This window comes from Streptomyces sp. NPDC043746, assembly GCF_056436485.1.
Genome location: NZ_JBWKCM010000031.1, coordinates 50445 through 64721, shown reverse-complemented (window position 1 = coordinate 64721; position 14277 = coordinate 50445). Strand labels below are relative to the sequence as shown.

13 protein-coding genes and 2 pseudogenes are annotated in these 14277 nt (G+C 71.8%); 11 read left to right on the top strand and 4 right to left on the bottom strand.

From position 1 onward, the window contains the following. Nucleotides 1-129 precede the first annotated feature (129 nt). From AC0682_RS26755 to AC0682_RS26720, 8 genes and pseudogenes are all read left to right on the top strand, one after another. On the top strand, nucleotides 130-1731 hold the full coding sequence (locus AC0682_RS26755; protein WP_478535611.1) for a 4-coumarate--CoA ligase family protein: 1602 nt from the start codon (nucleotides 130-132) through the stop codon (nucleotides 1729-1731). Beyond that, on the top strand, nucleotides 1728-2462 hold the full coding sequence (locus AC0682_RS26750) for an enoyl-CoA hydratase family protein (RefSeq protein WP_478535609.1): 735 nt from the start codon (nucleotides 1728-1730) through the stop codon (nucleotides 2460-2462). The genes AC0682_RS26755 and AC0682_RS26750 overlap by 4 nt, the downstream gene beginning before the upstream one ends. Next, the gene (locus AC0682_RS26745) at nucleotides 2450-3067 is read left to right on the top strand and encodes a TetR/AcrR family transcriptional regulator (protein ID WP_103419071.1); all 618 of its coding nucleotides are present in this window, start codon (nucleotides 2450-2452) and stop codon (nucleotides 3065-3067) included. Before AC0682_RS26750 ends, AC0682_RS26745 begins: the two co-directional genes overlap by 13 nt. A gap of 755 nt (nucleotides 3068-3822) precedes the next feature. Continuing rightward, nucleotides 3823-4338, top strand: a pseudogene (locus tag AC0682_RS26740) (DUF6879 family protein); the annotation flags it as partial. 18 nt (nucleotides 4339-4356) lie between these two features. Continuing rightward, nucleotides 4357-5205, top strand: a complete 849-nt coding sequence (locus tag AC0682_RS26735) for a helix-turn-helix domain-containing protein (RefSeq protein ID WP_478535607.1) — start codon at nucleotides 4357-4359, stop codon at nucleotides 5203-5205. A gap of 304 nt (nucleotides 5206-5509) precedes the next feature. Beyond that, the gene (locus AC0682_RS26730; protein ID WP_478535605.1) at nucleotides 5510-5722 is read left to right on the top strand and encodes a hypothetical protein; all 213 of its coding nucleotides are present in this window, start codon (nucleotides 5510-5512) and stop codon (nucleotides 5720-5722) included. A gap of 272 nt (nucleotides 5723-5994) precedes the next feature. Beyond that, the gene (locus AC0682_RS26725) at nucleotides 5995-6219 is read left to right on the top strand and encodes a DUF397 domain-containing protein (protein WP_478535604.1); all 225 of its coding nucleotides are present in this window, start codon (nucleotides 5995-5997) and stop codon (nucleotides 6217-6219) included. 80 nt (nucleotides 6220-6299) lie between these two features. Beyond that, nucleotides 6300-6764 (top strand): hypothetical protein, encoded by a 465-nt coding sequence (locus AC0682_RS26720; protein ID WP_478535602.1) that lies wholly within the window; start codon nucleotides 6300-6302, stop codon nucleotides 6762-6764. A gap of 206 nt (nucleotides 6765-6970) precedes the next feature. Here AC0682_RS26720 and AC0682_RS26715 read toward each other — a convergent pair whose 3' ends face one another. Then, the gene (locus AC0682_RS26715; protein WP_478535601.1) at nucleotides 6971-7561 is read right to left on the bottom strand and encodes a DM13 domain-containing protein; all 591 of its coding nucleotides are present in this window, start codon (nucleotides 7559-7561) and stop codon (nucleotides 6971-6973) included. Between the two features lie 201 nt (nucleotides 7562-7762). Here AC0682_RS26715 and AC0682_RS26710 point away from each other — a divergent pair. Together AC0682_RS26710 and AC0682_RS26705 are read left to right on the top strand one after the other, a co-directional pair. Beyond that, nucleotides 7763-8479 (top strand): annotated as a pseudogene (locus AC0682_RS26710) (response regulator transcription factor); the annotation flags it as partial. 209 nt (nucleotides 8480-8688) lie between these two features. Then, complete coding sequence (locus tag AC0682_RS26705; RefSeq protein WP_478535599.1) at nucleotides 8689-9804, top strand: sensor histidine kinase; 1116 nt, start codon at nucleotides 8689-8691, stop codon at nucleotides 9802-9804. 11 nt (nucleotides 9805-9815) lie between these two features. On the opposite strand, the gene AC0682_RS26700 is transcribed toward AC0682_RS26705, so the two are convergent. From AC0682_RS26700 to AC0682_RS26690, 3 genes are all read right to left on the bottom strand, one after another. Further along, nucleotides 9816-10148 (bottom strand): SCO4225 family membrane protein, encoded by a 333-nt coding sequence (locus tag AC0682_RS26700; protein ID WP_478535598.1) that lies wholly within the window; start codon nucleotides 10146-10148, stop codon nucleotides 9816-9818. A 157-nt stretch (nucleotides 10149-10305) separates the two neighbouring features. Continuing rightward, entirely contained in the window at nucleotides 10306-11691 is a 1386-nt protein-coding gene (locus tag AC0682_RS26695) for a cytochrome P450 (protein ID WP_478535597.1), read from the bottom strand. A 214-nt stretch (nucleotides 11692-11905) separates the two neighbouring features. Next, nucleotides 11906-13006, bottom strand: a complete 1101-nt coding sequence (locus tag AC0682_RS26690; protein ID WP_478535596.1) for a citrate synthase 2 — start codon at nucleotides 13004-13006, stop codon at nucleotides 11906-11908. A gap of 344 nt (nucleotides 13007-13350) precedes the next feature. Between AC0682_RS26690 and pdxH the strand changes: the two genes are divergently transcribed. Then, nucleotides 13351-13977, top strand: coding sequence for a pyridoxamine 5'-phosphate oxidase (pdxH, locus tag AC0682_RS26685; protein ID WP_478535594.1), 627 nt, complete (start codon nucleotides 13351-13353; stop codon nucleotides 13975-13977). The last annotated feature ends 300 nt before the right edge of the window (nucleotides 13978-14277 follow it).

Genomic DNA, 14277 nt, shown 5'->3' with positions numbered 1-14277 from the left:
TTCCGTCCGGCCTCTCCCGGATCCCCGCCCCAGGGGTGATTCTGACTCTCCACACAACACCCGCACGGCGTCCCGCGCCACCCTCTCCTCCCGGGCGGCGCGGGCCACCGCGACGACAGGGGTACTGCCATGGTGTTCCGCAGTGAGTACGCAGACGTACCGGCCCTCGACACGCCCATCCACGACGCGGTCCTCGGCGGGGCCGCGGAGTTCGGTGACACGGTCGCCCTGATCGACGGGGTGAACGGCGCCTCCCTCACGTACGCCCAGCTCGACGGCTTCCACCGCCGCATCGCCGCCGCCCTCGCGGAGGCCGGGCTGCGGAAGGGCGACGTGCTCGCCCTGCACAGCCCGAACACCATCGCCTATCCAGCGGTCTTCTACGGCGCCACGCGCGCCGGCGCCTCGGTCACGACGGTCCACCCGCTGGCCACGCCCGAGGAGTTCGCCAAGCAGCTGTCCGACAGCGGTGCGAAGTGGATCGTCACCGTCTCCCCGCTGCTGGAGGCGGCCCGCCGGGCGGCCGAACTCACCGGTGGCGTACAGGAGATCTACGTCTGTGACCAGGCGGAGGGCCACACCTCCGTCCTGGACATGCTGGCCTCCACCGCACCCGAACCGAGCGTCGCCATCGACCCCGGCGAGGACGTCGCCGCCCTCCCGTACAGCTCCGGTACGACGGGCACGCCCAAGGGGGTGATGCTGACGCACCGGTCGATCGGGACGAACCTGGAGCAGCTGAGGCCGTTCATCCCGATGGAGGAAGGCGACCGAATTCTGGCGGTTCTCCCCTTCTTTCACATCTACGGACTCACCGCTCTCATGAACGCCCCTCTCCGCTGCGGCTCGACCGTCGTCGTCCTCCCCCGCTTCGACCTGGCGCAGTTCCTGGAGGCCATCCAGACGCACCGCATCACCGGTCTGTACGTGGCTCCGCCGATCGTGCTGGCGCTGGCCAAGCACCCGCTGGTGGGGGAGTACGACCTGTCCTCGCTCCGGTACATCGTCAGCGCCGCCGCCCCGCTCGACGCCGAGCTGGCGGCGGCCTGCTCGGCCCGGCTGGGGCTGCCGCCGGTGCGGCAGGCGTACGGCATGACGGAGCTGTCGCCCGGCACGCATGTGGTGCCGCTCTCCGCGGAACGGCCGCCGCCGGGCACGGTGGGCAGGCTGCTGCCGAACACCGAGATGCGGATCGTGTCGCTGGAGGACCCGGCGCGGGACGCGGAGCCGGGGACGGACGGCGAGATCCTGATCCGGGGCCCGCAGGTGATGAAGGGCTACCTCGGCCGCCCCGACGCCACCGCCGACATGATCGACGCGGACGGGTGGGTGCACACGGGCGATGTCGGCCGGGTGGACGAGGACGGCTGGCTGTACGTCGTCGACCGGGTCAAGGAGCTGATCAAGTACAAGGGCTACCAGGTCGCCCCGGCCGAGCTGGAGGCCCTGCTGCTGACCCATGAGCAGGTCGCGGACGCGGCGGTGATCGGGGTGTACGACGCCGAGGGCAACGAGGTCCCGAAGGCGTTCCTGGTCCGGTCACCGGGGGCGGAGGGGCTGACCGAGGACGACGTGCTCGCGTACGTCGCCGAGCGGGTCTCCCCGTACAAGAAGGTGCGGCGGGCGGAGTTCGTGGACGTGGTGCCCCGGGCGGCGTCCGGCAAGATCCTCCGGCGCGAGCTGCGCGACCGGGAGAAGACGGATGCTTCGGGAATCTCGGAGGAACGGTGACCCTGGTCGTACGGACGCAGGAGCGGGGCGTCCTCACGCTGACCCTCGACTCCCCGGCCAACCGCAACGCGCTCTCGGCGGAGCTGGTGGGCGAGGTGCGCGAGTCCCTGGCGGCGTGCGCCGCCGACGCCACCGTACGGGCGGTGGTGCTGGCCCACACCGGGTCGACGTTCTGCGCGGGGGCGGACCTGAAGGCGCCGCCGGACCCGGCGGCGTTCGTGGGGCTGATGCGGGAGGTCGTGGCGCTGTCGAAGCCGGTGGTGGCGCGGGTCGACGGGCACGTCCGGGCGGGCGGCCTGGGCCTGCTGGCGGCGTGCGACATCGCGGTGGCGGGCCCGGCGTCGACGTTCGCGCTCACGGAGTCGCGGCTGGGGCTGGCACCCGCGGTCATCTCGCTGACGCTGCTGCCGCGCATGGACCGTACGGCGGCGCACCGGTACTTCCTCACGGGGGAGCGGTTCGACGCGGCGGAGGCGGCACGGATCGGCTTGGTGACGGTCTCCGCCGAGGACGTGGACAAGGCGCTCGTACCGGTCCTGGACGGGGTGCGCAGGGCGTCACCGCAGGGGCTGGCCGCATCGAAGGAGCTGGTCACGGCTACGGTGCTGAGAAGCTTCGACCAGTACGCCGAAGACCTCATCGCCCGCTCAGCGGAACTGTTCGCCTCCGACGAGGCGAGGGAGGGGATGACGGCCTTCCTCGAACGACGGGACCCGGTATGGGTGCGGTGACCTCTTCCTCCTCTTCCCCCTCCAGTCCTAAAGCGGTGCACGCGCCCAAGCAGGACCGCAGCCGGGCGACCCGGCAGCGGCTCCTGGAGGCGGCGGTGGCCTGTCTGGCCGAACACGGCTGGGCGGGCTCCACCGTCTCGGTGGTCGCCGAGCGGGCCGGGGTCTCGCGGGGCGCGGCCCAGCACCACTTCCCGACCCGCGAGGACCTGTTCACGGGGGCGGTGGAGTACGTGGCGGAGGAGCGCTCCGCCGCCCTGCGCGCGCTCCCCGTGCAGGGGCGCGCGGAGGTGGTCGCGGCGCTGGTGGACCTGTACACGGGGCCGTTGTTCCGGGCGGCGCTGCAGCTGTGGGTGGCGGCGTCGAACGAGGAGCAGTTGCGGCCGCGGGTGACGGAGCTGGAGGCGCGGGTGGGCCGCGAGACCCACCGGATCGCCGTCGAACTCCTGGGCGCCGACGAGTCCCGCCCCGGGGCCCGCGAGACGGTCCAGGGCCTGCTGGACATGGCCCGCGGCCTGGGCCTGGCCAACCTCCTCACCGACGACACCGCCCGGCGCGCGCGGGTGGTGGCGCAGTGGGCGGCGCTGGTGGAGGAGGGGCTGGGGTGAGGCCGGTCCGAGCGGGCGCGGACGTCCGGATGTCGTCCAGTTGACGTACGGATGGGGAGTCGGCGGCGAACGGCCGCAGGGCCCGCCGATCGGATGCCGGGGGCCGTGCCGCTGGCTGCGTTGACGCTGCGCGAGGACAGCAGGGATCGGGGAGCGGCGGCGGAAGCGGCAGCGCGGGGGGCGCGGGGGCCGTGAGGGGCTCACGTCGGCGGGGACGACGGCTTGGGCTCGTCGCTAACGGGAGGGGCTGCCGTGGGGCCGTCGCCACACGCGCGGGGACCGCAAGGCCGCCTGGTCGTGGAAGGCCAACGGCACGGGAACACCCTCCCACGCGCGGCGACCACTCCGACTCCCACTTGAGGAGCTCGTCGGCATGAGAGAGGCGGAGCGTTCCGAGATCCGAGAGGGCTGGGGGCGATGAACAGAGGCGTCCGGGCCGTAAGGGCCCGGGCGTCCTCTGCGTGGCACCGATGAAGAGCATCAAGTCGGATGAGGGCGAACACGCCCTCTTGACCCTCGGGTTCCGGCAGAGTGAAGGTCGTGCAACCAGGCGCAACGCGCGCGACAAGGAGGGACGCCATGGCCTTACGGTTCGTCGGTAAAGATCCCGAGTCCGGAGATCACGGATCACCCGCTGTGTGGGTGGACCAGGACTCGAAGGATCTTGTGATCCAGGGGTGGACGGCAGACGAGCGGACCACGGACGAGAGTTCGCGGGATGTGCCGATCCCCGGGCATGAGTCGGTGGTCAGGGTTCCGAAACTGACTTTTCTGACCTCATCAGGTCAGTGCGGGAGTCAGCCGTGCATCTTGAGATGCGCGACACGTACGGAGTCGAGAACGAGATCGAAGGCTTCGCCGCGTGGAAGCAAGGGCGCCGGCTCGACCCGGAGGACCGGGGTTCATGGTGGCGTCCCTGGCTCGACCTCGTTCAGGAGGTCACGGCCAAGGGTGTGGTCATCCGACGTGCCCGCGTCGTCTCGGAGCCGGTCAGCGATTACATCGCCTTCGAGCACTCGGGCACCTTCACTAACGTGGCGGCCGGAGAGCAGATCCGCTGGCTGCCCCGTCGCAATGCCTCGGACCTGGCCCTGCCGGGCAACGACTTCTGGTTGTTCGACGGCCGCCTTGTCCAGTTCAACGTCTTCGACGGCGTCGGCCGGTGGGTCCACACCGACCAGACGGAAGCCCCTGCCGCAGTTGAGCTGTGCGCGTCGGCGTTCGAAGCGGTGTGGGAGCGAGCCATCCCGCACGAGAAGTACGCCGTCTGATTCCTGACCGGTCAGCTCATGCCTTCCTCTCCGCTCTCCAGCGCCCAAGCGGCGCGAGGCGCTGTGGCTGCCCGCTTGCAGCACCTCATGCAAGACGCTGGTCTGACCGGGCATGAGCTGGCCGCTCGGTGCGGCTGGCACAAGTCGAAGTCATCCCGGATCGCGCGGGGCAAGACGCCGCCCTCGGACGCAGACATCCGTGCCTGGTGCGCTGCCTGCGGGGCTGACGATCACGCGGCTGATCTGATCGCCGCGTCACGAAACGCAGAGTCGATGTACGTCGAGTGGCGGCAGCTCCACCGTGACGGGATGCGGCGCGTTCACGAGCAGACCGTCCCGCTGTACCAGCGGACCCGCTCCTTTCGCGTGTACGCCTCGAACGTCATGCCGGGGATGCTCCAGACCCCCGGCTACGCGACAGGGCTGCTGCGGTCCATCACGGCCTTCCAGGGAACCCCGGACGATGTGGCCGAGGCCGTGCAGGCTCGGACCCAGCGGTCCCGCGTGATCCGGGAAGGGGACCACCGGTTCGCCCTGGTGCTCGAAGAGACGGTTCTCTACTACCGGGTGAGCGACGACGCCGCGATGGCGGCGCAGCTTGAACACGTGCTCTCGGTGATGGGGCAGCCGAACGTATCCCTCGGCATCATCCCCGTACGGGCCCGCCGTACCGTCTGGCCGCTCGAAGCCTTCTACGCCTTCGACGACCGACAGGTGGCGGTGGAGACTCTCACAGCAGAGATAAACCTGACTGCGCCCGGCGAGATCCGTACCTACCTGCGTGCCTTCTCCGAGCTGTCCCGATCCGCCGTGCGCGGAGCCGAAGCCCGCGCCCTGATTACGAAGGCTCTCGCCGCCCTCGGGTGAATCCGTGCAACCGCGTGCAACAGCGTGGACCCGCTCCAACGCCGCTCCCTACGGTCTGTGCATCGACCTCGGAAGCGGACAGGGAGGGCGCAACGGTGACGAGGACAGAACCCACGCGGTGGCAGGAAGGGCCGGTTGAGCTGCCGATTCGGGAGGAGCGCCCTGCGCCCCGCCCGGTGCCTGGCTGTCCCGAGTGCGCGCGGTTGGCACAGCTTCGGAAGGCAGCCGGGATGGAGCGCGACAGCACCACGGTCGCCGACTGCAACATCCTGCTCCGGATGCACGGGACCGGCCACTGATGGACATGCAGCTGTGGAGGGACACCAGGGCTCAGGCGACGGACGCGACGGAGTCGATACGCGCGGCACTCGCCGCGCTCGGAGTTCCGGAGTCCGCGTGGAGCAGTGTCCGGCCCGTGGTGACGCACACCGGTCAGGCGTATGTCCATCTCGGGATGATCCGCGCTGATGCGGTCGAGCAGATCGCCGAGGCACTGCGGGTGCCCTCGGCTTCCTGAGCCGTCACAGAATCCTGTCACCGCTGCCCTCCCGGCAGGAGGCAGGCAGTCCCCCGATCGACAAGCCGTCGAGCAGAGGCAGGACGTGTCTCGTCTGGGTTGACGTGCCCAGGTTCCGGCCCGGTCCGCTCCTTGACGGGAGTGCTGCCGTCGGCGGTGAGGGCAACCGCTTCGGCCCCGGGAAACCGAAGCACCCATCGACTCCCGCCCATCACGGGCGGGGCGCAGTCGGCACTCGCCCGGCTGTGAAGCAGATCAGGAAGGGAACAACGATGACCGACCTGTACGGGCTCCCCATCGAGGGAGCCGAGTTCTCGAAGGCGTGCGGCGGCAGTACCCACCCGGACGGCGAGGCGTGCGTGACCCTCGCGAAGATCGGGCCGGACGCGTGGGCCATGGGCGACTCCAAGCGCCCGAACGCCGAGCCGCTGCGCTTCACCACGGCCGAGCTGGACGCGGCGGGTATCGACCCCGTCCGCTTCGACCTCTCCGCCTGACCCACGGCACTACCTGAACTGACGGCCCCGCCCTCTTGTCGACGGTCGGGGCCGTCGTCATCCCTCGGAACGGAGCAGCGGTGCACCACCACGGTTACGCATGGGTGGGAGAGAAGAAGACGTTCGACAGGGAGAGCGTCCGCAGACCGGCCGGACAGGCCCCGACCGCAAGCAGCGAGATTGAGGTACATGACCGGTACCGAGAAGCCGTGGCGGTATTCCCGACTACCGACGTGCCCCCGATCCAGACGGCGCATTGGCTCATGAAACCCCCCTCGATGATTCGAGGGACGTGGGAGGAACCCAAGGAAGCCGGTGAGTGGCTCGGCCTTCAGCTCGCGGAGTTCGCCCCCCGATTCGCGTCTGAAGAGGATCGGGAAGTGAGCAGGCTGGTTCTCCTGGTGAGAGGCGCGGTCGAGCGGCTCACGTGGGGAGGAGACGTGTCCCTCGGCCATTACCTGAAGGGCACTGTCTTCCACTCGGTCGCCCTTGTGACGTGCTCACCGAACCGCACTGCTCCCGACCTGTCCTGTCCCGCCCGGTAGACCACACATGACAGGGCCCCTGCGTGCCGGGGCCCCAGTGCGTGTGTCGGGCGGGTGGCTCCGGCACGCAGTGCGCCTGTGTCCCGGTCGGGGCGCTCCGGCGGGAGACGCGCGCCTGTACTGCCCGGGGCTGGTCCCGCAGGGGACCTGACAGGCGAAGGGCTCCCGGGCCGACGGGGCCGACGGGCCCGCCCGACCGGTCGAGGTCAGACGGTGGCGAGTTCGGCGGCCCCGAAGGAGACGCTGAAGCGCGCGCACCAGATGGTCACGCTCGTGTACCGGTCCAGGTCGATGCTCTCCGGCAGGGCGTAGTTCTGGTCGCCCTTGTTGCCCTTGAGCCTGCCGAGGCTCTCGTACGCGCCGTCGTCGAACACGTGCCAGCCGGCCTTCCCCTCCTTGACCGGGGCGTCGGTGATCCACACGTGCAGATCGGGACCGTTGCTGGTGTCCAGGCCCTCCAGGCGCAGGGTCCGTGATCCGTCGGGCAGGAGCACCACCTTCACCGTGCCGGTCGTGCGGTGCTCGTGGCTGATCAGCTCACCGGCCGCCAGGGTCTTCGGCCCCGGCGGGGGCGTGGGCGAGGCGGCGCCCGGGGAAGGGGGAGCGGTCTGCGGCGGTGCGGTGGGCACGGCCAGCTCCTCGCGCACCGTCTCGTCCTGCCACAGCTTCCAGGGCTGGAACCAGTACAGTCCCGCAGTCGCCACCAGGGCGAAGGCGATCAGCGCGCCGACGATCACCGGCGTACTCCGGTGCCGTCGCTTCCGGGCGCCTCGGGGCGTCGGGTCGGACATGGTCATGGTTCCTCTTCTTCTTCGGCCCGCCGGGCGGGTGTCGCCACGGCCGGGGGGACTGCTTCGGAGAGGGCGGGAGGTGTGGGGCCCAGCCTACGAAAGAGGAAAGGACATAACGGACTTGAGGTTCTTACGAATCAGGAACATCGGGGGCCGGACCGGGGCCCGGAGCCCCCGGCCCGCCCCGGGCGGTGCGAGGCTGAGCACATGCAGACACCATCGCCGGACCCCGGGCTCCGTGTGCTCGTCGTGGACGACGACCTGACCGTGGCCGAGGTCGTCGCGGGGTACCTGGGCCGCGCCGGATACGAGGTCACCCGCGCCGACGACGGGCCGGCGGCCCTGGAGTGCGCCGCGCGGCACCGGCCCGACCTGGTGGTCCTGGACCTGATGCTGCCGGGCATGGACGGCCTGGAGGTCTGCCGCCGACTCCGGGCCGAGGGCCCGGTGCCGGTCATCATGCTCACGGCGCGCGGTGACGAGGACGACCGGATCCTCGGCCTGGAGGTGGGGGCGGACGACTACGTCACCAAACCCTTCAGCCCTCGCGAGCTCGTGCTGCGCGTCGATTCGGTGCTGCGCCGCAGCCGCACCGGCCCGGCCGCCGCCCCGGGCGCGCCGATGCTGGTGGGCGGCCTCCGGGTGGATCCGGCGGCACGCCGCGCGTCCAAAGAAGGGGTCGACCTCGCCCTGACCCTGCGGGAGTTCGACCTGCTGGTCTTTCTCCTGCGCAACCCGGGGCGGGTGGTGGGTCGGGAGGAGCTGGTGCGTGAGGTGTGGGGCTGGCGGTTCGGAGACCTGTCGACCGTCACCGTCCACATCCGCAGGCTGCGCGGGAAGGTCGAGGACGACCCTGCCCGGCCCCGGCTGATCCGGACGGTGTGGGGGATGGGCTACCGCCTCGATACCGAGGGCGGCGAGGGCGGCGGGGGTGGCGGGGGCGGCGAAGCCACCGCGGACGGCGGGGGTGGCTCCCGGGGCACGCCGCCCGGCTCCGGCGAGGGCGGCCGGGGCGGCCCCCGGGCCACGCAGCCGGGCTCCCGGGCCACGCAGCCCGCCCTGCCGGGGTGTCCGGACTCGCCCGCCCGGCCCGCCCCGCCCGGACGCTCCGCGACGGCCGGAGGCTGAACCCCGTGCTGGACATCCTCGTCATAGCCCTCCTGGCCTTCCTGGGGGCCGCGGTGGCCGGGCTGCTCGGAGCCCTGGCCCTGCGGCTGCTCAGGCGCCGCTCCCTCGTGGTCGTCCTCACCGTCGTAGCCGCCGTCGCGGTCCTCGCGATGCTGCTGGGAACGCTGGCCGTGGCCTGGGAGATGTTCCTGTCACCGCACGACCTGAACGTCGTCGTCATCGTCGTGGCGATGGCCGCCGTCGTCTCGCTCCCGACCGCGCTGCTGCTCGGCCGCTGGGTGGTCGCCCGCAGCGTGGCGCTGACCGAGGCGGCCCGGTCGTTCGGCGACGGCGGCACCTTCTCCGTACCCGCGCGCGCGGCCACCGCGGAGCTGACCGCCCTGAGCGCCGAGCTGGAGGCCAGCAGCGCCCGGCTGGCGGAGTCCCGCAGCCGCGAACGCGCCCTGGAGGCCTCCCGGCGCGAGCTGGTGGCCTGGATCTCGCACGACCTGCGGACTCCGCTCGCCGGCCTGCGCGCCATGTCCGAGGCGCTGGAGGACGGTGTGGCGGCCGACCCCGACCGCTATCTGCGCCAGATCCGCGCGGAGGTCGAACACCTCGACACCCTGGTCGGCGATCTCTTCGAGCTGTCCCGCATCCACGCCGGGGCCCTGGCCCTGAGTCTGGCCCGGATCTCGGTCTACGACCTGGTGGCCGACGCCCTGGCCGGGGCCGACCCTCTCGCCGGGGAGCACGGCGTACGTCTGGTGGGGGAGAGGGTCGACCAGGTGCCGGTGGAGGTCGACGGCAAGGAGATGAGCCGCGTGCTCGGCAACCTCCTCGTGAACGCGATCCACCGCACCCCCGCCGACGGCACCGTCGCCGTGGCGGCCCGACGTGCCGGCAGGGACGTCGTCCTGTCGGTGACCGACGGCTGCGGAGGCATCCCCGAGGAGGACCTGCCGCGCGTCTTCGACACGGGCTGGCGCGGCAACCACGCCCGTACGCCGCCGACCGGCGCGGGGCTCGGACTGGCCATCGTGGCGGGGATCGTCGAGGCCCACCAGGGGCGAGCGGCCGTACGCAACGTGGAAGGCGGGTGCCGCTTCGAGGTCACCCTGCCCGCGGCACCCGCCTGGTAGCGCTGCGGCTCTCAGGCGCTGTTGACGCCGTTCGCCGTGCCGTGGGCCCGCCGCTCGGTGACGTAGCGGTACACGGCACCGAGCGCGAAGGCCTGGACGACGGCCCCGATCGGGATCCCTGTCAGGGCGACGGGGCCCTCGAAGGGGGTCAGCAGCGATGTCGGGGCGGTGACCAGTACGGCCCAGACTCCGGCGAAGCTGGCGTCTCCGGACGAGGCGGCGAAGAAGGCGTCCGCCGCGACCCACAGGCACACGCCGAGCACGATGCCCAGGTAGCCCAGAGCCAGAGGGTTCACCACGTAGTGGCGGAGGGTCTGCGGCAGTGGACGGGAAGCCTTGGCCATGTCGGTTCTCCCTGGAGACGTCGGTGTGTCCGGTGCGGTGGTCGTTCCGTCGACGACCAGAACTCTCCCGCCCCCCGGCATCCGCCACATGAGTCGTCCTACTCACGTTCGTCTCCGTGAACCGGCCCGCGGGGCTCACGTGGACGTCGGTCTCACGTCACTTCCGGGCGCGGTCGGCTTGTCCACCGTGCGGCGGCCCGGGAACAGGCGCGTGCGGTTCACGGGGTGCGGCCACCATGCTCAGGCCCTTGGGCATGGGGGTGAGTTCCAGGCTCACACGGATGGTCCTGCCGGGCCGTGCCGTACGGAGGGTCCGCGCGCGGGCCAGGGCCGCCAGCGCGACGGGCGTCAGGATCTCGGAGGCCGCGGCGCCGGGGCAGTAGCGGGGGCCGAGGCCGTAGGGGAGCAGGGCGGCGGGGGAGAGCGGAGGGCGGGCCTCGGGCGACCAGCGCAGCGGATCGAACTCCTCCGGCCGCGCGTACCGTGCGGGGTCACGGCGCAGCGCCCCCAGAGGCAGGGTCACCAGGGCGCCGGAGGGCACCGGCTGGTCACCCACGTACGTCGCGTGGCGGGGGCGGCGTACGAGGAACGGGATGCCGTGGAGCCGCGTGACCTCCCTGACGAAGCGCGTGGTGCGGGGCATCAGTCCGGGCCGGATTGCGCCGACCGGGGATCCGGTGCCCAGGACGGCGTCCGCCTCGGCCCGGACGGCCGCCTGGTGATCGGGGTGGCGGCCCAACTCGTAGCAGGCCCAGGCGAGTGTCGAAGCCGTGGCCTCGATGCCGGCGAACAGCAGCGCCCGCAGGTCGTGCAGCGCCGCGTCCGGCCGGTCGTCGGGCGAGCGCTTGAGCAGGGAGACGACGTCGTTCCCGTCCGGGTCCGGCCGATGGCGTGCGTACACCTCCCGAGTGGCCTCGTTCAGCGTCCCCAGGGCACGGCGGAAGGCGCGGCCCCGGGGTGTGGGCACCCAGGGCCACGGCGACAGGGCGTACGTCCAGAACACCCCCGCGGACAGCACGGAACGTGCCCGGGCGAGCCCGGCCAGCGTGTCCGGGGAGACGGCGCTGTTCAGGACGGTCTCGATGACGAGTCCCGCCACCAGCCGGCTCATCTCGAAGGGGATGTCGACGGGGCGGTCGGCGGGCAGGCCCGCGATCAGGCGGTCGGTACTGTCCCGTACGGACGGTCCCAGAGCCGTCAGGCGGGGTGCCGCGAGCGCCGGCTTCATCAGAGCGCGCCGGTCGCGGTGGGCCTGGCCCTCGGATCCGGCGAAACCGTTCCCGGTGAAGTCCCGGAGGCACGGGTCCGCGCTCCAGGCCTGGAAGACGTCCTCCCCGCAGCCGACCTTCCTGATCAGCGACGGGTCGTTGACCTGGAAGGCGACCGCCGGTCCGGCCTTCGTCCGGGCGACGGGACCCCCCTGACCGAGGCGCACCGCGATGTTCGCCGGGTCGAGCCAGAACCGCAGCGTACGGGAGTGCGCCACGCGCGGCCCCTCCCGCGATGCCGGGCATCCTCCGGGGCCGCCGCCCTCTTCGATCATGCTCCCCAAGCCTCCTGGGCTCCGCGGGCGTCGACCGCCCGATGTCTCGCGCTTTCCGCGACAACGAGTCGGACGAGGGCGGCGTTACGTGAGACCGGTGTCGGGGGCCGGCCGAGGGGCATGACGAGCGGTCCGCCGAGGCCTGGTCGGCCACCTCGCACGGCCGGTGCCACCGCCCCGTCCGCGTGGGCGGACGGGGCGGACGGCGCGGGACTCACCCCACGATGTCCCCGTACCCCTCGATCTCGCGAGGGCTCCGCGAGCCCGGGCCCACGTAGGTCGCCGACGGGCGGACCAGGCGGCCCGTTCGCTTCTGCTCCAGGATGTGCGCCGACCAGCCCGCCGTGCGGGCGCACGTGAACATCGACGTGAACATGTGTGCCGGGACCTCCGCGAAGTCCAGGACGATCGCCGCCCAGAACTCCACGTTCGTCGCCAGGACCCGGTCCGGGCGGCGGTTGTGCAGTTCCTCCAGCGCGGCCTTCTCCAGCGCCTCCGCCACTTCGAAGCGCGGGGCGGCCAGCTCGCGGGCCGTGCGGCGCAGGACCCGGGCGCGGGGGTCCTCGGCGCGGTAGACGCGGTGGCCGAAGCCCATCAGGCGCTCGCCCCGGTCCAGGGCTCCCTTCACATAGGCCGTGGCGTCGCCCGTACGCTCGATCTCCTCGATCATGCCGAGGACCCGGGACGGGGCGCCGCCGTGCAGCGGGCCCGACATCGCGCCCACCGCCCCGGACAGGGCCGCCGCGACGTCCGCGCCCGTCGAGGCGATCACCCGGGCCGTGAAGGTGGAGGCGTTCATCCCGTGCTCGGCCGCCGACGTCCAGTACGCGTCCACCGCCTTCACGTGCCTCGGGTCCGGCTCGCCGCGCCAGCGGATCATGAACCGCTCCACCACGGACTGCGCCTTGTCGATCTCGCTCTGGGGCACCATCGGCACGCCCTGGCCGCGCGCCGACTGGGCGACGTACGACAGCGCCATCACCGCGGCCCGCGCCAGGTCGTCCCGGGCCGTCGCCTCGTCGATGTCCAGCAGCGGCTTCAGGCCCCACACGGGGGCGAGCATCGCGAGCGCGGACTGCACGTCGACCCGGATGTCACCCGAGTGCACCGGGATCGGGAACGGCTCGGCCGGCGGCAGACCGGGGTTGAACGCCCCGTCCACCAGCAGGCCCCAGACGTTGCCGAACGAGACATGGCCGACCAGGTCCTCGATGTCGACCCCCCGGTAGCGGAGCGCACCGCCTTCCTTGTCCGGTTCGGCGATCTCCGTTTCGAACGCGACGACTCCCTCAAGACCGGGTACGAAGTCGGACATCAGGCGGCTCCCTCAGTTCGGCGGCGGATGGGCGACGGCCCCCTGCGACCTCAGGGCCCGGATTCCGGGTGGTCGCCGGTTCTCGGTGGTCGCTCGGAGGCCGGCCCCGGAGGCCTCGGTGGAACCGGAGGCTCCCACGAGGCCCTGCCCCAAGATATTGGCGGCTTCCCACGGAGCGGGGAAGCGTGACATCCGGCACAGGGCTCCATTCCTCCGCCGCGTGGTTACCGGGACGCCCCGCCGGGCACACTCGGTGGCTGCGGCAGGATGGGCCCGTGCCCACACCAGACCCTTTGCCGGGATCGGGACCCCTTCCCGACGATTCCACCATCGATCCCGCCGCCATGCGCGAGCACTACCGCTCCGAGGACTTCACCGAGCGCGACCTCTGCCCCGACCCGATGGACCAGTTCGCCCGCTGGTTCCGCCAGGTCGCCGCAGGCGGTGTGCTCCACGAGCCCAACGCGATGGTCGTCTCCACCGCCACCCCGGACGGCCGCCCGTCCTCGCGTACGGTCCTGCTGAAGCAGTACGACGAGCGGGGCTTCGTCTTCTTCACGAACTACGGCTCCCGCAAGGGCCGCGAGCTGGCCGCCAACCCGTATGTCTCGCTCCTCTTCCCCTGGCACCCGATGGCCCGTCAGGTGATCGTCACCGGCACCGCCTCCCGGGTCCCCCGCGAGGAGACCGTCGGCTACTTCCGTACCCGGCCGCACGGCTCCCAGCTCGGCGCCTGGGCCAGCGAGCAGTCCGCCGTCATCGGCTCCCGGGAGGAGCTGATCGAGCGGTACGAGGAACTGGCCGCGCGCTACCCGGAGGGCGAGAAGGTGCCCGTCCCGCCCCACTGGGGCGGCTTCCGCGTGGTGCCGGAGGCCATCGAGTTCTGGCAGGGGCACGGGAACCGGCTGCACGACCGGCTGCGGTACGTCAGGGAGGGCGGCTCCTGGAGGGTGGAGCGGCTCTGTCCGTAGGGGCGGCGGAGCGCCTCCCGGCCCGGACAACGCAGAAACCCGCAGGCTCGGGGTCCTCCGTGCACGAAGGAGCCGGCCGGACGTACCGGCGAGCCTGCGGGTCGGTGACTGCTGGGAATTGGCCGGCATCCGGCCATGCACTGCGAAAGTGCGTGACAACGGGCGTCAGCCCGCAGCCACCTCACGAGTCCGAAGAGAAATCACTTCCGGAACACCTCCTTTCCTGTGTGCTGTGAAGCCTAGGAGCGGGTCCGGCGGCCGTTCAACCGATTTATTTGGCGAAGGGGGATGTGCGCTGGG